This is a genomic window from Pseudomonas sp. BF-RE-21 (assembly GCF_019947305.1).
GTDB lineage: Bacteria > Pseudomonadota > Gammaproteobacteria > Pseudomonadales > Pseudomonadaceae > Aquipseudomonas > Aquipseudomonas migulae.
In genome coordinates this window covers 13,795-32,832 of sequence record NZ_JAGYGF010000018.1, presented here as the reverse complement: position 1 = coordinate 32,832, position 19,038 = coordinate 13,795, and the positions used below count along the sequence as shown (strand labels likewise).

The following is a 19,038-nucleotide window of genomic DNA, read 5'->3' as shown; positions in this document are numbered from 1 at the left end:
TGGTGGTGGCTGAGCGGGCCTATTCGCGGGCAAGTCGGACTGCCGCACCACTCGCTCCTACAGGGTTCTCGAGCGAACACAGAGTTTGTGTACGCCAAAGAACCTGTAGGAGCGAGGCTTGCCCGCGAAGGCCGCACCGCCGATCTAGAGACTGAACCCACCATCAAGAGGAATAATATTCCCGGTCATGTAAGCCCCCGCCGTACTCGCCAGACTGATCGCCAACGCCGCCATCTCTTCCTCCCGACCCCAGCGCTTCATCGGAATCAACGCCGTATCCTCCGCCAGCGCCTGCTCATCGTTCCCTATGTGCTGGGTCATCTTGCTCGGAAAGCGCCCCGGCGCGATCACATTGACGTTGATGTGCTGGCTCACCAGTTCCCGCGCCAGAATCCGCGACAATTGATGCAGGGCCGCCTTGCTCGGCCCGTAGGCATAAGCCTGTTCGCCGAAGGAAGAAATCCCCGCCACCGAGCCGATGTTGATGATCCGCGCCGGATTGGCTTCTGACCCGGCCTTGCGCAGCAGCGGCAAGAACTGCTGGATGCAGTTGAACACCGACGTCACGTTGAGCTGCATGACCTTTTCCCAGCCCTTGACCGGATAGCTCTCGAGCGGCGCCCCCCAGGTGGTGCCAGCGTTGTTCACCAGGATATCCAGATGGGTGATCTGCTCGGCCAACCCCGTGACCAGTTGCAGCACACCTTCTTCAGTGGCCAGGTTGGCGGCCACCGCGTGGCACGTTCCGAAGGCGCTCAACTCGTCAGCCGTTTGCTGACACGCTTCGGCATCGCGCGCGCAGACGTACACGGTGGCGCCGGCCTCGACATAGGCCTTGGCGATCATTTTGCCGATACCACGGGTGCCGCCGGTCACCAGAGCGGTGCGGCCTTGCAGGGAAAAGTACGGGTGCATGGCGAATCCTGAGAGCTGAGGGTGCATACACCCTAGTCGTCAGCCGCTGGAAGCGGAGCCACTATTTTTGCGCGGAATGAAGGTCTATAGAGCCTTCGGCTACTGCCACCCCTGTAGGAGCCGGCTTGCCGGCGATGGCGTCCTCAAAATCGCCATCGCCAGCAAGCTGGTTCCTACAGGGGGCGGTGGTGGCCCAAGGTCTGTGGGGGTTACTGCGGGCGAACGCGCAGGGTCAGGCCCTTGAGGAAGTTGCGCAGCAACTGGTCGCCGCACGGGCGATAATTGGTGTGGCCGAACTTGCGGAACAGCGCGCTCAGCTCAGGCTTGGACACCGGGAACTCGGCGGCCTTGAGGATCGCGTGCATGTCGTCTTCTTTCAGCTCGAAGGCCACGCGCAGTTTTTTCAGGATGATGTTGTTGGTCACCGGCACTTCGATTGGCTGCGGCGGACGGCTTTCGTCCTTGCCGCGCTTGAAGATCACCAGGCCGTCGAGGAAATGCGCCATGACCTCGTCCGGGCAGCGTACGAAGCCTTCCTCGTCCTCTTCTTTCTTGTCGAGGTAGGTCAGCAGGGCTTCCAGGGACACGTCCATGCCGCCGAGCTTGATGATCTCGATGACTTTCTTGTCGCTGATGTCGAGCATGTAGCGCACGCTGCGCAGTACGTCGTTATGAATCATGGTGTGCAATCCTGATAGTCGGCAGTGGGCGCCGCATAAACCGCGGCGCCAGAATGTGTGGCGGCGTGAAAAGTCTTAGAACTTCTCTTTGCCGGACAGGTAGCGCCATTGGCCCAACGGCACTTTGCCGATGGACACGCCGCCGATGCGGATGCGGCGGATGGCGACGACCTTCAGGCCGACGGCCTGGCAGAACAGGGCAATCACGCCCGGTTGTGGGTTCTTCATCGCAAAACGCAGGCGGTTTTCGTTCTGCCAGCTGGCCTTGACCGGCGGCAGTTCCTTGCCCTTGTAGGTGAGGCCATGGTTCAGGCGGTTGAGGCCGTGAGCCACCATCTCGCCTTCAACCTCGACCACATACTCTTGCTCGATTTTCGCGGAATCGGCGGTGAGTTTGCGCAGGATCTTCCAGTCCTGGGTGAACACCAGCAGACCGCTGGCGTTGGCCTGCAGGTCGGTGCTGGCGGTCAGGCGCTGGAAATGGCCCTTGAGCGGACGTTTGCTGAAGCGATGTTCTTCGCTCAGGGTTTCGGCGCTGATGGTGGCCATGGCCGTATCCGCGTCCATGCCTGCCGGCACGTTGAACAGGATGGTCACCGGCTCTGGCGCGGTGGCCTGGGCCTGCGGGTCGAGCTCGACTTTCTGGGTGTCGACCTTGAACTGCGGCTCGTCGATGACTTCGCCGTCCACGGTGACCCAGCCGCCCTCGATGAACAGCTCAGCCTCCCGACGGGAACAGCCGACGAGTTCGATGAGGCGTTTGGAGAGACGTATCGGGTCAGTCATGACAGGGCCGTAACAAAAAAGGGGTGGGCATTGTACCTGCTGGGCGCCGGTTAATCCCGGCTCCATTTACGCCGTACAGCTATTTGTAGGAGCTGGCTTGCCAGCGATGGAGGTCGGAACACCGCGTTTATCCAGAAAGGACGCGTTATCGTTCGGGTCCATCGCCGGCAAGCCGGCTCCTACACCGGTCAGCCGTTGCTCGACTGTTGCCGGGTTTGGCGCAGCCGCATATGCAACAACGGATAAGGCTGCCCCATACCGTCATGCTCGGTGCGGCCGATCACCTCAAAGCCCTGTTTGAAGTAGAACCCCAGCGCCTGCGGGTTCTGCTCGTTGACGTCCAGCTCATCGGCGTTCAGGTGTTCCATGGCATAACGCAGCAACTGCTTGCCCAGGCCCTGGCCACGGTGGGCCGGGTCGATGAAGAGCATTTCGACTTTGCCCGCTGCCACGCCGGCGAACCCGGTGATGCGCTGGCGCGAGTCTTTGGTACAGATCAGCATCACCGCGTCGAGGTAGCGCGTCAGCACAAGATTCTTCAGCAGTTCGATGTAACTGTCCGGCAGAAAGTCATGGGTGGCGCGCACCGAGTCTTCCCAGACCCGAGTCAGTTCCTGGTAGTCGCTCTGTTTCGGCGTGTGGATGACCGAATGTTGGCGCATGGCCGAATGCCCCTTTTGCAGTGGATGGCGCGAGTCCTTTCTCCCACAAAACGATAGACGTAAAAAAGCCCCGCATCTCGTCAAGAGAGCAGGGCTTTTCGTATTTTTTGCGTTTAGATCTGTTCAGCCCACAGGTCGTATTCGTCGGCGTCGGTGACCTTGCACCAGACTTTGTCGCCCGGTTTCAGGTTGCTGCCGTTGTCGATGAACACGTTGCCGTCGATTTCCGGGGCATCGAAGAAGCAACGGCCAACCGCGCCTTGCTCGTCGACTTCATCGACCAGCACTTCGATTTCACGACCGACGCGCATTTGCAGGCGTGCCGAGCTGATGGCTTGCTGGTGGGCCATGAAGCGGTCCCAACGGTCTTGCTTGACGTCGTCCGGGACGATGTCCAGGTCCAGGTCGTTGGCCGGTGCGCCTTCGACCGGCGAGTACTGGAAGCAGCCGACGCGGTCGAGCTGGGCTTCGGTCAGCCAGTTCAGCAGGTACTGGAAGTCTTCTTCGGTTTCGCCCGGGAAGCCGACGATGAAGGTCGAACGGATGATCAGGTCCGGGCAGATCTCGCGCCAGTTCTTGATGCGCGCCAGGGTCTTGTCTTCGAACGCCGGGCGTTTCATCGACTTCAGGACTTTCGGGCTGGCGTGCTGGAACGGGATGTCCAGGTACGGCAGGATCTTGCCGGCGGCCATCAGCGGGATCAGCTCGTCGACGTGCGGGTACGGGTAAACGTAGTGCAAGCGAACCCAGACGCCGAGGGTGCTCAGGGCTTCGCAGAGTTCGGTCATGCGGGTTTTCACCGGCGCGCCGTTCCAGAAACCGGTGCGGTACTTCACGTCGACGCCGTAGGCGCTGGTGTCTTGCGAGATCACCAACAGCTCTTTGACGCCGGCCTTGACCAGGCGCTGGGCCTCGTCGAGCACGTCACCGACCGGACGGCTGACCAGCTTGCCGCGCATCGACGGGATGATGCAGAAGCTGCAGCTGTGGTTGCAGCCTTCGGAAATCTTCAGGTACGCATAGTGGCGCGGGGTCAGCTTGATGCCTTGCGGCGGTACCAGGTCGATCAGCGGGTTGTGATCCTGACGCGGCGGCACGACGTCGTGCACGGCGTTGACCACTTGCTCGTACTGCTGCGGACCGGTCACGGCCAGCACGCTCGGGTGCACGTTGCGGATGTTGCCTTCTTCGACGCCCATGCAGCCGGTCACGATGACCTTGCCGTTTTCCTTGATGGCTTCGCCGATCACTTCCAAAGATTCTGCCTTGGCCGAGTCGATGAAACCGCAGGTGTTGACCACCACGACATCGGCGTCCTGATAAGTGGACACAACGTCATAACCTTCCATGCGCAGCTGGGTAAGGATGCGCTCGGAGTCGACCAGTGCTTTGGGGCAACCCAGGGATACGAAGCCAACCTTTGGATTGGCCGGCGCAGGAGTGGTGGACATGTCTAACCTCGGTATTTGTGACGCCTCCAGCCGAAGACGGCAAGGCGACAGACGGGCGCTTGTTGCGCCTCTGATCAAAAAGTGCGCAATTCTAGCGATGAGAGACGCACTTGACCAGCTTTATGGAGGGAAATACGACGAGTGCTGCGCTATGCTTCGCGCCGTTACGCGTTACCGATTTTTTACAGTCAACAAAACGTCTGTAACGTCATGTAAAACAGCGCATGCTGCGTGACAAAGCATAGTGCTTCTTCCAAGAAGTCCGGTCTGGGTAGTAGGAGTGTTGGATGGGTCAGGCAAGTAGTCAGGCGGCGGGTGCCGAGCATTCGGCGGCGAAGCCGATCGGTATGCTGGTCGCGGCGGTCGGGGTGGTTTACGGCGATATCGGCACGAGCCCGCTGTATACCCTCAAAGAAGTGTTTTCCGGTGGTTACGGCGTACCGGTCAACCATGACGGCGTGTTGGGCATCCTGGCGCTGATCTTCTGGTCGCTGATCTGGGTCGTCTCGATCAAGTACATGATGTTTGTCCTGCGCGCCGACAACCAGGGCGAAGGCGGGATCATGGCGTTGACCGCGCTGGCGCGGCGGGCAGCGGCGGGGCACAAGAGGTTGCGCACGTTGCTGGTGGTCTGCGGGCTGATCGGCGCGGCGCTGTTCTATGGCGACAGCATGATCACTCCGGCGATCTCCGTGCTTTCGGCGATTGAAGGTCTCGGGCTGGCCTTCGAAGGCATCGACCATTGGGTGGTGCCGCTGTCGTTGATCGTGCTGGTGGCGCTGTTTTTGATCCAGAGCCACGGCACCGCGCGAATCGGCATCCTGTTCGGGCCGATCATGGTCACCTGGTTCCTGGTCCTGGGCGCACTGGGCGTCTACGGCATCATGCAGCATCCGGAAGTGTTGCAAGCGATGAACCCGGTCTGGGGCGTGCGCTTCTTCATCGTTCACCCGGGCATGGGCGTGGCGATCCTCGGCGCGGTGGTGCTGGCGTTGACCGGCGCCGAAGCGCTGTACGCCGACATGGGCCACTTCGGGCGCAAGCCGATTGCCCGCGCCTGGTTCATCCTCGTGCTGCCGGCGCTGGTGCTGAACTACTTCGGCCAGGGCGCCTTGCTGCTCGGTGACCCGGAAGCGGCGCGCAACCCGTTTTATCTGTTGGCGCCAAGCTGGGCGTTGATTCCCCTGGTCGGCCTGTCGACCCTGGCCACGGTGATTGCTTCGCAAGCGGTGATTTCCGGCGCGTTCTCCCTGACCCGCCAGGCGATCCAGCTCGGCTACATTCCGCGCATGCACATCCAGCACACCTCCAGCGCCGAGCAAGGCCAGATCTACATCGGTGCGGTGAACTGGGCGCTGATGGTCGGCGTGGTCCTGCTGGTGCTGGGTTTCGAATCTTCCGGCGCCCTGGCCTCGGCTTATGGCGTTGCGGTGACCGGGACCATGCTGATGACCAGCATTCTGGTGTCGGCAGTGATACTGCTGCTATGGAAATGGCCACCGGTCCTTGCGGTGCCGGTCCTGTTGGGATTTTTGCTGGTCGATGGCGTGTACTTCGCCGCCAACGTGCCGAAAATCGTACAGGGCGGGGCCTTCCCGGTGATCGCCGGTATTGCGCTGTTCGTGCTGATGACGACCTGGAAGCGCGGCAAACAACTGTTGGTGGAGCGCATGGACGAAGGCGGGCTGCCGCTGCCGATTTTCATCAGCAGTATCGCCGTGCAACCGCCGCATCGCGTCCAGGGCACCGCCGTGTTCCTCACCGCGCGGCCAGACGCCGTACCCCACGCGTTGTTGCACAACTTGTTGCATAACCAGGTGCTGCACGAGCAAGTGGTGCTGCTGACGGTGGTGTACGAAGACATCCCGCGAGTACCGACGACACGGCGCTTCGAGGTGGAATCCCACGGCGAAGGGTTCTTCCGGGTGATCCTGCACTTTGGCTTTATCGACGAGCCGGACGTGCCGCAAGCGCTGAAGCTGTGCCATCTCGATGACCTCGACTTCAGCCCGATGCGCACCACCTACTTCCTCAGTCGCGAGACGGTCATCGCCTCGAAGCTTGAGGGAATGGCGCGCTGGCGCGAGGCGTTGTTTGCGTTCATGTTGAAGAATGCGAATGGCAATTTGCGGTTCTTTAATCTGCCGCTGAACCGGGTGATTGAGCTGGGGACGCAGGTCGAGATGTAATCCCGCGACATCAAAAAGCCCCCGTTGCCGTGAAGGCAGCGGGGGCTTTTTATTGCCCGACGCCTGACGTTGGCTGACAACGATCCCCTGTGGGAGCGAGCCTGCTCGCGATGGCGGACTAACATGCACCATTAATGTTGCCTGACAGATCGCTATTGCGAGCAAGCTTGCTCCTACAGGGACCGTGTTGCTGGCTTTTTTGTGAGTGTGGCCCGTCGTTTTTAGTTGCGCTCAGGTCATTGTTTTTTAGATTCGGTCTTTGTCCAAATTGGCCGCTCCAGCACCTTCACTGCATCATCAACCACGGCCTTGCTCATCGCCGTCAAATAATGCGCGGCCCAGGCGTGTCGGTCGGTGTCTCGGGCGTAGGCAGCATCTTTGGTCAGCTCCTTGGCCAGGTACAGGAAATCGGACGCCATGGCTAACGCATCGCTGAGGGGAACGTCTCGCGTGACATGGAATAGGGGTTGGTTTGAGCAGTAGAGGACGGGGGTGAGGCCGATGGTTTTTAGTTCTGAGGCTTCGGACTGTTTTGTATTTGTCATGGTTTACTCCAGGGTTCGAGGAGCTGCCACATTCGTTTCCAAGCGAATGGGTGGCAGCTATGCGCAGGTTGGAAACCGGGAACCATGGAACCGGCACGCCCGAGGGCGTCCCACGCACAGCCGCCATTACTCAAGAATACTGCCGTGAAATCCGCTGCATTCATGAAGGATGGCGTAGCGTTCGATTCGACGGGTTTCCAAGCCCGATCGCTGAATGGTCAGCGACGTCCGGAGACTATCCCGTCAAAGAAAAGCGCAACAAGGCATCAAAGTGCCCAAAAAACACGATTCGGAGTTTGCCTACAAGGTCTGCGGGCGTCATCCGATATCGCGCCATCTGAAACAAACAAAAACTAAACGCCGCAAGTGATTCTACGAGCCGAGGACATGGGCGCAAAAAATTAAATGAGTGTCGGGGGAAAAACATGATGGCGTTACTAGAACGTGCTGAACAGGCAATATCAGTGGTCGCGATGGTCAAGGACTTCAGTACCAGGCTCACTGAAATCTCCACCCGAGCCATCGAGCGCCTGGTTATTTTCAAAGACAATCAACCGGCAGCGGTCATCATCAACGTTGAGGCGTATCAAGAAATGCTCGACGAGCTGGATGACCTTCGGATTGAAGTAGCTGTTCTGGAACGCCTGACCGGCTTTGATGAGACCAGCGCAATCGACCACGACGATATGCGGGGACGGCACGCCAGGAAAGGCTGAAGCAACAGGGGGTGGCGTGTTTCTAAGAAGCTTCCGACAAGTATCGATTGATATTGACGACTCGATATTTTCATTGAGACAAGTGTCCACGTTTTATGGAATGTGGACACTTGGGTTTTCAGCATCGTGGAGAGTCAAGACATTTTGCATTGTTCAAACTGGCCAGCCTGCACGCCATAAAATCCTTCTAGCCGTTAGTGCTTCATGTCTGTACGAACCTTTTTTGGGGACTTTCTTTGACTTGAAGAGCAATTCATTTTCAACGTTTACACGGTCCATTGTAGGAGCCGGCTTGCTGGCGATGGACTCAAGTGCACCGCGGTGAACCAGTCCGTACGCGTAATCGTTAACGACCATCGCCAGCAAGCTGGCTCCTACAGGTTCTGTGTTTCCCGGTAATCCGTGAAGAACCATAAAAAAGCCCCCGCTACCGTAAGGCAGCGGGGGCTTTTTTGTGGGCGGGTTCAGGTCACTCCTGAGCCGCCGTCTCCTTCGCCTGGCGCTTCTCGATCACATCCACCAAGCGTTGGGCCAGTTTCGGGTAGTTCTCGTCGAAGTGGTGGCCGCCAGGCAGTTTGATGGCTTCGCCTACGGCGGTCTTGTCGGTGCAGCCGCTTTCGTCGATTTCTTCTTCACCGAAGATGCACACCACTTTCTCCGGCGGCAGCTTGGCCATTTCCGGGCCGGTGGCAGCTTCTTTGCCGGCGTTGCCGAGCCAGCCTTCGACTTCGATTTCGAAGCTGCCGGTGCGGGCGAAGGCCAGCAGGATGATTGCGTCGACGCGTTGCTGTTCCGAGGCTTCCAGGCGGTTGTAGATTGCCGGCAAGACGTCGGCGCCGAACGAGTAGCCCGTCAGGATGAAGCGCTTGGTGCCCCATTTCTGCCGGTAGTGCTGCATCAGTTCAGCGAGGTCCAGGGCGCTTTGCTCCGGGCTCTTGTGCTGCCAGTAGTAGCGCAGGGTGTCGATGCCGACGACCGGGTAGCCGATCTTGGCCATTTCGCCCGCTACGTCGCGGTCGAGGTCGCGCCAGCCGCCGTCACCGGAAAGGAACAGGGTGACGGTGTCCTTGGCCTGGCCGGCCGGGACTTCAACCACTGGAATTTGCAGGCCGCCAGCGGCTTTGTCGCCACCGACGAGGAGCTTGCGCAGTTCGTTGTTCAGCACTTGCGGCAGGTTGATGTCGTAGTCGCTGATGCTGGTTTCGGCGTTGGGTTGGTCGCGCACGAAGCCGGCGCTGGTGTCGTCCGGGTTGTCGTTCCATGCCACCAGCCAGTGACCGTGAGCGGCGCTTTTCGGCAGCAGGTGGGTGCAGCCGGGTTTTTCCAGGGCCAGGTCCACCGACACGGCCTGGGACTTGTCGTCCTTCTGCTCGGACAACCAGCGCCATGCCAGTACGGCGCCAGGGCCGATGCCGCTGACCAGCGTCGCCGGGCCTTTGAGTTCTCTCAGGCCGGATTGCAGGGCGCGGCTTTGCAACAGGCAGTCCTTGGGCAGGATCACCTGAACGATCTGCGCCGAGCCGCTGCGGCTCAGGGTCATCAATTGTTTGTCGCTGAGCTTCTGGTCGTCATTGACCGCCACCAGCACCTGGGCGCGCGGCGTGTTGCCGGGGATGACGCGGGTCATCGCGGCGCCGTCGGCCGGTGTCAGCCGTTCGAGCGTCGGTTCTGGCGCCGGGCGTTTGAGGTACCAGTAACCGCCACCGAGAATCAGGGCCAGCACTACCAGTGTGCCCAGTACGTACCGCAAGGAGCGTTGAATCATCAGCGTTTCACCAATCCAGTCAAGCCGCCCGCAATCAGGGCAGCAGTGTCGGCCAGGGCAACCAGCGGATCGAGTCCGGCGGGCACAGCCATATAACGGGGTTCCCAGTCAGGCTGGAACTTGTCTTTGAAGCGGCGCAAGCCTTGGAAGTTGTACAGCTGCTCACCACGGCGGAAAACCATCGAGCCCAGACGCTGGGTCAGTGGTGCGCCACGACGGGGTTGCAACCCCGACAGCGGCACCATGCCCAGGCTGAAACGCGCGTATCCATGATTTTTATAATGTTGAATCAGGCCGACCATCATGAATTCCATGGTCAGTTTGGGGGCATCCGGGTGTGCGCGCATCAGGTCGAGGCTGGCCAGGTCATGACCGAAAGTCTCGAGCAAATTGGCAAACGCCACCGGGCGCCCTTCGAAACGGATGACAGCGATGCGGAAATGTTTGAGGTAGTCATCACCGAAACGACCGAGGGAGAAGCCTTTCTCGCGCACGTTCTTGCCGGTCAGCCAGGCATCGGAAATCACCTTGAGCTCATCCATCGGCGCATGCCCTGGCTCATGGATCTCCAGCGACAGGCCATCACGGGTGCCACGGTTCCAGGTGTAGCGCAGGTCTTTCATCTCTTTGCCCTTGGCTTCGAGATCAAAGCGCTGCAGATCGACCCGGGCTTCTTCGCCGAGCTTGATCGCAGTCAGGCCGATGTCCATGTAGTACGGCAGGTTCTCGGCGCGTACTTGATAGAACACGGGGCGGGCGTGGTGGATGTCACAGAGGTCGCGGAACTGCCAGATCATTTCCGCCCGTTGCTGGGTCGGGCCGATCGGGTCATACAAGGCCACCAGGCTGCGTCCACGGCGTGCGTACATCAGGAACGCTTCGTCGTTAGGGTGGAACAGCAGCGCCTTGTCACCGGTCAGGGCGAGGCCACCGTCCGGTTGGGCGGAAGCCATCAGGATTTTTACCGCGCGGTCCAGTTCGTCCGGCGTGGGCAGGTGGATCACCGGGCGTGCGGTGCGCAGCAGCCAGGTCAGGGACACCACCACCAGCAGCACGGCGGCGCCGAGCAGCGAGCGCAAGCCGCGCGGGGCGTCGGCGTCGAGGGTGAACTGCCACCAAAGTTGATGGCTGTAGGGAACGTCCTGATAAGCGAACAACAGCAGCCAGATCGACGCACCGAGTACGCAAAGGCTCGACACCAGATACAGCGGCGAAAACGGCAGTTCGGTCAGGCGGCTCGGGCGATAGAACGAGCGCCGGAAAACCCCCAGCAGGCTCGCGGTCAGGGTCATCAGGCAGGCTTCTTCCCAGTCGAAACCCTTGAGCAGCGAAAGCACGGCACCGACCAGCAACAGAATGGTGGTCAGCATCCACGCGGCCGACAGGCGCCGACGCAGGCCTTGGGCCAGCAGCAGGCAAAGCACGCCGACCAGGCTAGCGCCGAAGTGTGAAGCGTCGACCAGTCGATGAGGAATCAGGAAACCGATGTGTTCCAGGCGCGTATCGATTTCCGGGGTCACGCCGGAAAACAGCAGCACCACGCCGGACAGAAACACCAGCACCGCCAGAATCGGCGCGGCCAGGCCGGAGGCTGCACGCAAAGACTGACGCGTCTGAAACAAACGCTGGCCTTCATTGACCAACAGCAGCAAGCACGCGACCAGCAGCGGCAGCACCACGTAGATCAGGCGATAGAGCAGCAACGCGGCGGCCAGCGGCGCGGCCCCGAGCTTGTCGGCGAAGGCGGCCAGCAGAATCGCCTCGAACACGCCGACGCCACCGGGAACATGGCTGAGCACACCAGCGGCCAACGCCAGCAGGTACACCAGCAGGAATGCACCGAAGGGCGGTGCTTCCGGTAGCAACAGATACAGCACGGTCGCGGCGGCGGCTACGTCGAGGGCGGTAATGACCAGTTGCAGGAACGTCAGGCGACGGCCAGGAAGGCGCAAGGTGCGACGGCCGACCTTGACCAACAGGTTGTCTGCATAAGGCTGCTCTGGCAGGCGCCGGCGATAGATGCCGACGGCCAATACGGTAAACAGCAGCAATACAGCGGCGGCAATCGCACCCAGCAGCATCTGGGAGAGGCCCAGGGCGGCAGAGGCGGCAGGCAGGTTGCTGAGTGTGGCGAGGGCGGCCAGCGGGGGCAGGGCGCAGCCGAGCGAGAGGCTGGCGAACAGCGTCATGTGCGCGACATCGGAAGCCCCCAGGCCATGACGCGCATATAAACGGTAGCGAACCGAGCCTCCCGAGAGCATCGACAGGCCAATGGCATTACCGATGGCAAATGCCGTGAACCCGCCCAGGGCAAGAAGCCGCGGCGCCAGGGTCACGCCGGCATAGCGGCTGGCCGACCATTCGTAGCCAAGCAAGATGATGAAGCCGACCACCGTTGCGGCCAATGCGCCGAGCAGTGCCGGTTTCGGTACGTCGAGAATGGAGTCGTGCAGAGCGTAAAGATCGAGTTCGCTCAGCAGGTGGCGACAGGCAATCAGCGCGATAGCGAACAACAGCAGGGTGACCGCCAGGCCAATGGGCTGACGGTACTTGCTGACCAGATCAAGCAAGCGCAGACGCTCGGCCTTGATCGGTTGTGTCGCTGTGACGGTGTCTTGTGAATCAGACGAGTTGGCGCGCATCAATCACCTCTTGGATTGTGCGCGACAGGATGGGGGTATCCAGCCAAGTTACCAATCCCTGTAGAAAAAAATAATCACAAATATTAACGCCTCTCACCGATCAGCGGCGATGGCATGGCATCCGTCGTAGGGGGTTCTGTCTGCGATTCAGCATAGTCTGAACTCAGAACTCAGGTGATCCCGAACGCTTCCCTACACAGTGACAGGTCATTGTTGCGAAAGGACTTTTTCAACAGATACAAAAAAGGCCACTCTTTCGAGTAGCCTTTTTTGATGTTTGGTTGCGGGAGCCGGATTTGAACCGACGACCTTCGGGTTATGAGCCCGACGAGCTACCAGACTGCTCCATCCCGCGTCTGTGTGGCGGCATTCTATAGAGATACGCCAGTGTGTCAACCGTTAATCCGGCGCCGGGTCAAATAAGCGTAAATAAGCGGCGAACGGTCGCAGGGGAGCGTTAAGTTTCGGAATCAGAACGATTTCTCCGTGCTGTCAAAAAACAAATTACTCACGGAATGTTGGGGGACGCACCGATGCGCATTACCTGTAGGAGCCGGCTTGCTGGCGATGGACTCGAGTGCGCCGCGTTGATTCAGGCAGCACGCGTTATCGTTAACGACCATCGTCGGAGCGCCGCCCGCAGACAAGCCGGCTCCTACAGGAAAGCGTGCATGAATTGAAATCGAATCGCATGGCAAAACACGCGCGCACAAAAAAGGCCACTCTTTCGAGTAGCCTTTTTTGATGTTTGGTTGCGGGAGCCGGATTTGAACCGACGACCTTCGGGTTATGAGCCCGACGAGCTACCAGACTGCTCCATCCCGCGTCTGTGTGTCGGCATTCTACAGAGGATCGCCGGGCTGTCAACCTTCAATCCAGATAAAACCTGTTCTGGTTCAATCGCTTAGCTCTGAAAGAGGGCGGTGTGATCGGCTGTGAGTCAGGCCTGGCAAGGCTTGCAGCTCTATCGCAGGGGCACTTTCGATTGAGAAAATAAATTCATCTGTAACTTTTCCTACCATTGGGTAAGAACATTCAGACTACTGGTGCTATATACAGGTGTCGGTGAGATACTGCAGATCCGGCACGCCTTGACTCCAATTCTACGCCATGAACACCGCTTTTATATGAGCCAGCGAAAAATCATCCACGTCGATTGTGACTGCTTCTACGCTGCCATCGAGATGCGCGACGACCCGCGCCTCGCCGGAAAACCCCTGGCGGTGGGTGGTTCGGCGGATCGGCGCGGGGTGATTGCCACCTGTAACTATGAAGCGCGGGCGTATGGCGTGCGTTCCGCGATGTCGTCGGGGCACGCCTTGAAGTTGTGCCCTGACCTGACCATCGTCAAGCCGCGCATGGACGCCTACCGGGAAGCCTCGAAGGAAATTCACACGATCTTTCGCGATTACACCGACCTGATCGAACCGCTTTCCCTCGACGAGGCTTACCTCGATGTGTCGGACAGTGCGCACTTCGGCGGCAGCGCCACGCGAATTGCCCAGGACATCCGTCGTCGGGTGTCCAATCAATTGCACATCACGGTTTCCGCCGGCGTGGCGCCGAACAAGTTCCTGGCCAAGATCGCCAGCGACTGGAAGAAGCCCAATGGCTTGTTTGTCATTACGCCGGATCAGGTCGAGGATTTCGTCAGCGGTTTGCCTGTCAGCAAGCTCCATGGCGTTGGCAAAGTGACTGCCGACAAACTGGGCAGGCTCGGTATTGTCGATTGCTCGCATTTGCGCGAATGGGACAAGTTGGCGCTGGTGCGTGAATTCGGCAGTTTTGGCGAGCGATTGTGGAGTCTGGCCCGTGGGATCGATGATCGGTTGGTGCACAACGACAGTCGGCGGCAATCGATCAGTGTCGAAAACACCTATGACGTGGATCTGCCGGATCTGGTGAGCTGTCTGGATAAATTGCCCGAGTTGCTGGAAACCCTGGCGGGCCGCATGGCGCGAATCGACAACAGCTATCGGCCGGGCAAGCCGTTCGTCAAAGTGAAATTCCATGACTTTACCCAGACCACGCTGGAGCAGGCCGGGGCAGGGCGGGATCTGGGGAGTTATCAGTTGTTGCTGACCCAGGCGTTCAATCGCGGCGGGAAACCGGTGCGGTTGTTGGGGATTGGGGTGAGGCTGGAGGATTTGCGCGGAGGGTTTGAGCAGATGGAGTTGTTTGAGCGCTAGATTTGCGGTGAGCGTGAGGGCCTCTTCGCGGGCAAGCCTCGCTCCTACAGGTCTCGCATAGTCCCTGTAGGAGCGAGCGGTGCGGCGATCCGACTTGCTCGCGAAGCTTTTGCTTTTAGTTCGGTCCCGGATCCGCCACCAATCGCCCTGCATCCTTGGTCAACGACTTGAGGAATTCGGTCTGCAACTCAGGATCGTTACGCGTCAGCTCAATCAAACTCTGTTCAAGCTCACTGGCTTCTTCTTCCAGACCCAGTTCCGACAGGCGCTTGACCCGGTGTACCCACTGGCTCACTTCGTCGTCTTCAAGATCGTCGTAAATCAGCCCGTGGGCTTCAAGCAATTTGCCGCGCAACGAGCTGCTGACCGCCAGGGTCGAGTCCGTGTGCACATCGTCCTGACTATCTTCGACCTTGATCAGCAGGCGACTCAGGTGATTGATGTCATGTTCAGCGAACGGGCTGTCCAGCAGGTTCAAGCGCAACACACCGTTTTTGTCGGTGCTCAGCTCGAAGGTTTCCTTGCCGGCCTTGACCTCCACCGGGCGCTCGCTCCAGGGCAGGCTCGAGTATTCGGTGCGCTTGTCGAGCTGGACTTCGTCGATACCGGCGAGGTTCTGCTGCGCACGACCGTGAGACGGCGCGTTCATGAACGGGTTGAGCCCGGCGAAACCGTAGCTGAACCAGTCCTTGGTCACGCTATCCGGCAGGTTGCCGAGGGCGAACACGTTGACCACGTTCGCGCCGACACCGGCCACCACGGCCACCGCGCCCAGCGGGATCTCGTAGACCTCCCGCCAGGGTTGGTAAGGCGTGTAGCGATCGTAATGACGGGTGACTTCGAACTCGGTGACTTCGAAGGTCTTCTGCTCGTGGATCTTCACCCGACGTTGCGGCAGCTCAAGCACCTTGGGCTCACCGACATCGATCTGCAGGCTGTGATCGAGCAATTTGCGCTCGACACGAGCCTCGTGCTCGCTGCGTTGCGACATGTGATTGGCGCAGCCGCTGACCAGCAGGGTGCCGCACAGGGCGGCACCACCGAGGCCTAAGGTGTTTCGCTTGAACATGACTTCTCTATCTGGTGTCAGCGGCGGATACGGGCCTGGAGGAAGGACAGCACGTCAGCGACCGGCAGCGCTTGCGCCTCGGGCTCGGTGCGGCTCTTGTATTCCAGATTGCCTTCGGCGAGGCCGCGGTCACTGACCACGATCCGGTGAGGAATGCCGATCAGCTCCATGTCCGCGAACTTGATGCCCGGGCTGGTTTTCTTGTCGCGATCGTCCAGCAGCACTTCGAAGCCGGCCGCAGTCAACTCTGCGTACAGCTTGTCGGTCGCTTCGCGAACCTGTTCGGTTTCGTAGCGCAGCGGCACCAGCGCGATCTGGAATGGCGCCAGTGTGTCGCTCCAGATGATCCCGTTGGCGTCGTTGTTCTGCTCGATGGCCGCAGCTACCACGCGGGAAACGCCGATGCCGTAGCAACCCATTTCCAGGGTGACCGGCTTGCCGTTCTCGCCCAGCACTTCGCACTTCATCGCTTTGCTGTACTTGTTGCCCAGCTGGAAGATGTGCCCGACTTCGATGCCGCGTTTGATTTCCAGGGTGCCTTTGCCGTCCGGGCTCGGATCACCGGCCACGACGTTGCGCAGGTCGGCAACGGTCGGAACCGGCAGGTCACGCTCCCAGTTCACGCCGAAGTAGTGCTTGTCGTCGATGTTCGCACCGATACCGAAGTCGCTCATCAGCTCGACGGAACGGTCGATGATGATCGGCAGCGGCAGGTTCAACGGGCCGAGGGAACCGGCGCCGGCGCCAATGGCGTCGCGCAGTTCGCTTTCGGACGCCATGACCAGCGGGCTGGCAACGCCAGGCTGGTTGGCGGCCTTGATTTCGTTCAGCTCGTGGTCGCCACGGATGATCAGGGCAATCAGCTTGCCTTTCTCTTCAGCGTGAACCACGAGGGTCTTGATGGTCTTTTCAATCGGCAGATTGAATTTTTCCACCAGTGCGGCGATGGTCTTGGTATCTGGCGTGTCGACCAGGCGCATCTCTTCAGTCGGTGCGGCGCGGGAGGTTTCACGCGGTACCGCTTCGGCTTTTTCGATGTTCGCGGCGTAGTCGGAACCGTTGCTGAAGACGATATCGTCTTCGCCGGATTCGGCCAGCACGTGGAATTCGTGGGAGCCAGCGCCGCCGATGGAGCCGTTATCGGCTTCGACAGGGCGGAACTTCAGGCCCAGGCGGGTGAACACGTTGCAGTACGCCTGGTGCATGCGGTCGTAGGTAACCTGCAGCGAAGCCTGGTCGGCGTGGAACGAGTAGGCGTCCTTCATGATGAATTCGCGGCCGCGCATCAAACCGAAGCGTGGGCGGATTTCGTCACGGAATTTGGTCTGGATCTGATACAGGTTGATCGGCAGCTGTTTGTAGCTGCTCAACTCGTTGCGCATCAGGTCGGTGATCACTTCTTCGTGGGTCGGGCCTGCGCAGAAGTCGCGACCGTGGCGATCCTTGAAGCGCAGCAATTCAGGGCCGTATTCTTCCCAGCGACCGGATTCCTGCCACAGCTCAGCCGGTTGTGTACTCGGCATCAACACTTCAAGAGAGCCTGCGGCGTTCATTTCTTCACGAACGATGGCTTCGACCTTGCGCATTACTCGCAAGCCCATCGGCAGCCAGGTGTACAGGCCCGAGGCGAGTTTGCGGATCATGCCGGCGCGCAGCATCAGCTGATGGCTGATGACGACCGCGTCGGAAGGCGTTTCTTTCTGTGTGGCGAGCAAAAATTGACTGGTGCGCATGGTTGGCCGTTGTCGGTTGCTGATGACGAGAAATGACGGAGCATTGTACGGGCGAGATCTGCTGGCGTACAGGCGCGCGGTCGGTGGTGTGGCAGGAGGGCGGGAATCTCCACGCCCTTTGCGATGCTTTCTACGATTCTTCCGCGACCTGGGCTGGAACCGGCTCAGGCTTTGGGGTTGGGCCTTCGCGGCGGCTCTCCTGGAACCAGTGCAAGGCGATCAACACCAGCGTCGGAACGCCCAGCAGCGCGGTGATCAGGAAGAAATCATGGTAGCCGAATTTTTCCACCATGACCCCGGAATAGCCACCGATCAGGCGCGGCAGCAGGAGCATGATCGAGCTGAGCAGGGCGTATTGGGTGGCGGAAAACTTGAGGTTGGTCAGGCTCGACAGGTAGGCGACGAATGCGGAGGTCGCCAGGCCCGAGCTGAAGTTGTCCAGGGAAATGGTCAGGATCAGCATGTTCAGGTTGGCGCCCATGTCGGCGAGCATCAGGAACAGCAAATTGGTGCCCGCTGACGCCACGCCGCCGATGAACAGGATCGGCAGGATGCCGAATCGCACGATCAGCAGGCCGCCCATGCCGGCGCCGACCAGCGTCATGATCAGGCCGAAGATTTTGCTGACGCTGGCAATCTGATCCTTGGTGAAGCCCTGGTCGATATAGAACACGTTGGCCATCACGCCCATCACCGTATCCGACATCCGATACGTGGCGATCAGCCCGAGCAGCAGCAGCGCTTGCCAGCGGTAACGCAGAATGAAGTCGTTGACCGGTGTCAGCACCGGCGCCAGGCCACGACGGCCTATGGCCGACAGGCACATCGCGGTGAGCGAGGTGTAGAGGATCGCCCGCAGGAATGCGCGGTCCTGGAGCAGCAGGTCGAGCAGGCTGACGCCGTCAAACAGCACGCTGGCGAAGTCGGTGTTGTAGAGCTGGGTGAACATGGCCGGCACGGAAACCAGCAGCACGATCAGTACGAACACCGAGGCCAGTTGATGAACGAAGCTGTAGCGCCCGGCCTGCAGTTGCGTGCGCAATGGCACCGGCGGTTCGCGCATGAAGAAAGAGGTCAGTAGCGCCGGAACCATCAGTGCGCCGAACAGCAGGTAAGTGCCGGCCCATGCCGAATGCTTGTAGTTGAAACCAGTGGAGCCAAAGCCTTCGGCGAAGAACAGGGCGCCGGCAGTGGCCAGCAGTGCCGCGATCCGATAGCCGGACATGTAGCTGGCGGCCAGGGCAGCCTGGCGGCTGTCCTCGGCGATTTCCAGGCGATAGGCGTCGACCGCGATGTCTTGCGTTGCCGAGGCGAAGGCCACGACTACAGCAATGGCGATCAGCCAGGACAAGTGTTTTTGCGGGTCGCAGAAACCCATCCCGATCAAGCCGAGGATTACCAGTGCCTGGGAAAGTACCAGCCACGAGCGACGGCGACCGAGCTTGCCGAGAAATGGCAGGCGCCATTGGTCCAGCAACGGTGACCAGACCCATTTAAAGGCGTAGGCCAGACCGATCAGGCTTGCATAGCCAATGGTTTCGCGAGCCACACCGGCTTCACGCAACCAGACTGACAGTGTCGAAAACACCAGCATGTAGGGCAGGCCGGCGGCGAAACCAAGCAACAACAGCACAAGTGTCGATGGGCTGGCATAGGCGGCGAGCGCGGCGCGCCAGGTTTTACGGGGCATGGGCTG

14 protein-coding genes and 2 tRNA genes are annotated in these 19,038 nt (G+C 60.0%); 3 read left to right on the top strand and 13 right to left on the bottom strand.

Features of this window, described 5'->3' with window-relative positions; translation table 11 throughout:
• Positions 1-144 precede the first annotated feature (144 nt).
• From KGB25_RS14395 to rimO, 5 genes are all read right to left on the bottom strand, one after another.
• A complete protein-coding gene (locus KGB25_RS14395) occupies positions 145-915 on the bottom strand; it encodes an SDR family oxidoreductase (RefSeq protein WP_008039280.1) in 771 nt (256 codons plus the stop codon).
• 209 nt (positions 916-1,124) lie between these two features.
• A complete protein-coding gene (locus KGB25_RS14390; protein ID WP_008030033.1) occupies positions 1,125-1,595 on the bottom strand; it encodes a DUF1456 family protein in 471 nt (156 codons plus the stop codon).
• Between the two features lie 75 nt (positions 1,596-1,670).
• Positions 1,671-2,381, bottom strand: coding sequence for an rRNA pseudouridine synthase (locus KGB25_RS14385; protein ID WP_192228521.1), 711 nt, complete (start codon positions 2,379-2,381; stop codon positions 1,671-1,673).
• A gap of 188 nt (positions 2,382-2,569) precedes the next feature.
• Positions 2,570-3,043: a GNAT family N-acetyltransferase gene (locus KGB25_RS14380; protein ID WP_008030037.1), complete on the bottom strand. Its 474-nt coding sequence runs from the start codon at positions 3,041-3,043 to the stop codon at positions 2,570-2,572.
• A 113-nt stretch (positions 3,044-3,156) separates the two neighbouring features.
• Positions 3,157-4,494, bottom strand: coding sequence for a 30S ribosomal protein S12 methylthiotransferase RimO (gene rimO, locus KGB25_RS14375; RefSeq protein ID WP_008030039.1), 1,338 nt, complete (start codon positions 4,492-4,494; stop codon positions 3,157-3,159).
• A 287-nt stretch (positions 4,495-4,781) separates the two neighbouring features.
• Between rimO and KGB25_RS14370 the strand changes: the two genes are divergently transcribed.
• A complete protein-coding gene (locus KGB25_RS14370; RefSeq protein WP_223414436.1) occupies positions 4,782-6,683 on the top strand; it encodes a potassium transporter Kup in 1,902 nt (633 codons plus the stop codon).
• A gap of 236 nt (positions 6,684-6,919) precedes the next feature.
• On the opposite strand, the gene KGB25_RS14365 is transcribed toward KGB25_RS14370, so the two are convergent.
• A complete protein-coding gene (locus tag KGB25_RS14365) occupies positions 6,920-7,228 on the bottom strand; it encodes a DUF3077 domain-containing protein (RefSeq protein ID WP_223435403.1) in 309 nt (102 codons plus the stop codon).
• Positions 7,229-7,653: 425 nt separating this feature from the next.
• Between KGB25_RS14365 and KGB25_RS14360 the strand changes: the two genes are divergently transcribed.
• Entirely contained in the window at positions 7,654-7,944 is a 291-nt protein-coding gene (locus tag KGB25_RS14360; RefSeq protein WP_008039275.1) for a hypothetical protein, read from the top strand.
• A gap of 469 nt (positions 7,945-8,413) precedes the next feature.
• Here KGB25_RS14360 and KGB25_RS14355 read toward each other — a convergent pair whose 3' ends face one another.
• The 4 genes from KGB25_RS14355 to KGB25_RS14340 all read right to left on the bottom strand — a co-directional run bounded on the left by KGB25_RS14355 (position 8,414) and on the right by KGB25_RS14340 (position 13,177).
• On the bottom strand, positions 8,414-9,709 hold the full coding sequence (locus KGB25_RS14355; protein ID WP_008030041.1) for a virulence factor family protein: 1,296 nt from the start codon (positions 9,707-9,709) through the stop codon (positions 8,414-8,416).
• A complete protein-coding gene (mprF, locus tag KGB25_RS14350) occupies positions 9,709-12,351 on the bottom strand; it encodes a bifunctional lysylphosphatidylglycerol flippase/synthetase MprF (RefSeq protein ID WP_008030043.1) in 2,643 nt (880 codons plus the stop codon). Before mprF ends, KGB25_RS14355 begins: the two co-directional genes overlap by 1 nt.
• A gap of 278 nt (positions 12,352-12,629) precedes the next feature.
• Positions 12,630-12,706: transfer RNA gene (locus tag KGB25_RS14345), tRNA-Met, on the bottom strand.
• 394 nt (positions 12,707-13,100) lie between these two features.
• A tRNA-Met gene (locus KGB25_RS14340) sits at positions 13,101-13,177 on the bottom strand.
• 301 nt (positions 13,178-13,478) lie between these two features.
• On the opposite strand from KGB25_RS14340, the gene dinB reads away from it, so the two are divergent.
• On the top strand, positions 13,479-14,540 hold the full coding sequence (dinB, locus tag KGB25_RS14335) for a DNA polymerase IV (protein WP_008030047.1): 1,062 nt from the start codon (positions 13,479-13,481) through the stop codon (positions 14,538-14,540).
• 115 nt (positions 14,541-14,655) lie between these two features.
• On the opposite strand, the gene KGB25_RS14330 is transcribed toward dinB, so the two are convergent.
• From KGB25_RS14330 to KGB25_RS14320, 3 genes are all read right to left on the bottom strand, one after another.
• On the bottom strand, positions 14,656-15,609 hold the full coding sequence (locus KGB25_RS14330) for a hypothetical protein (protein WP_008030049.1): 954 nt from the start codon (positions 15,607-15,609) through the stop codon (positions 14,656-14,658).
• A 17-nt stretch (positions 15,610-15,626) separates the two neighbouring features.
• Positions 15,627-17,342, bottom strand: a complete 1,716-nt coding sequence (locus tag KGB25_RS14325) for a proline--tRNA ligase (RefSeq protein WP_008039270.1) — start codon at positions 17,340-17,342, stop codon at positions 15,627-15,629.
• A gap of 130 nt (positions 17,343-17,472) precedes the next feature.
• Positions 17,473-19,032, bottom strand: a complete 1,560-nt coding sequence (locus tag KGB25_RS14320; RefSeq protein WP_008039268.1) for an AmpG family muropeptide MFS transporter — start codon at positions 19,030-19,032, stop codon at positions 17,473-17,475.
• Positions 19,033-19,038 lie beyond the last annotated feature (6 nt).

What these genes read in the sequence shown, in the direction of transcription:
- KGB25_RS14395 (WP_008039280.1), bottom strand. Translation starts at nt 915, where the DNA reads ATGCACCCGTACTTTTCCCTGCAAGGCCGCACCGCTCTGGTGACCGGC.
- KGB25_RS14390 (WP_008030033.1), bottom strand. Translation starts at nt 1,595, where the DNA reads ATGATTCATAACGACGTACTGCGCAGCGTGCGCTACATGCTCGACATC.
- KGB25_RS14385 (WP_192228521.1), bottom strand. Translation starts at nt 2,381, where the DNA reads ATGACTGACCCGATACGTCTCTCCAAACGCCTCATCGAACTCGTCGGC.
- KGB25_RS14380 (WP_008030037.1), bottom strand. Translation starts at nt 3,043, where the DNA reads ATGCGCCAACATTCGGTCATCCACACGCCGAAACAGAGCGACTACCAG.
- rimO (WP_008030039.1), bottom strand. Translation starts at nt 4,494, where the DNA reads ATGTCCACCACTCCTGCGCCGGCCAATCCAAAGGTTGGCTTCGTATCC.
- KGB25_RS14370 (WP_223414436.1), top strand. Translation starts at nt 4,782, where the DNA reads ATGGGTCAGGCAAGTAGTCAGGCGGCGGGTGCCGAGCATTCGGCGGCG.
- KGB25_RS14365 (WP_223435403.1), bottom strand. Translation starts at nt 7,228, where the DNA reads ATGACAAATACAAAACAGTCCGAAGCCTCAGAACTAAAAACCATCGGC.
- KGB25_RS14360 (WP_008039275.1), top strand. Translation starts at nt 7,654, where the DNA reads ATGATGGCGTTACTAGAACGTGCTGAACAGGCAATATCAGTGGTCGCG.
- KGB25_RS14355 (WP_008030041.1), bottom strand. Translation starts at nt 9,709, where the DNA reads ATGATTCAACGCTCCTTGCGGTACGTACTGGGCACACTGGTAGTGCTG.
- mprF (WP_008030043.1), bottom strand. Translation starts at nt 12,351, where the DNA reads ATGCGCGCCAACTCGTCTGATTCACAAGACACCGTCACAGCGACACAA.
- dinB (WP_008030047.1), top strand. Translation starts at nt 13,479, where the DNA reads ATGAGCCAGCGAAAAATCATCCACGTCGATTGTGACTGCTTCTACGCT.
- KGB25_RS14330 (WP_008030049.1), bottom strand. Translation starts at nt 15,609, where the DNA reads ATGTTCAAGCGAAACACCTTAGGCCTCGGTGGTGCCGCCCTGTGCGGC.
- KGB25_RS14325 (WP_008039270.1), bottom strand. Translation starts at nt 17,342, where the DNA reads ATGCGCACCAGTCAATTTTTGCTCGCCACACAGAAAGAAACGCCTTCC.
- KGB25_RS14320 (WP_008039268.1), bottom strand. Translation starts at nt 19,032, where the DNA reads ATGCCCCGTAAAACCTGGCGCGCCGCGCTCGCCGCCTATGCCAGCCCA.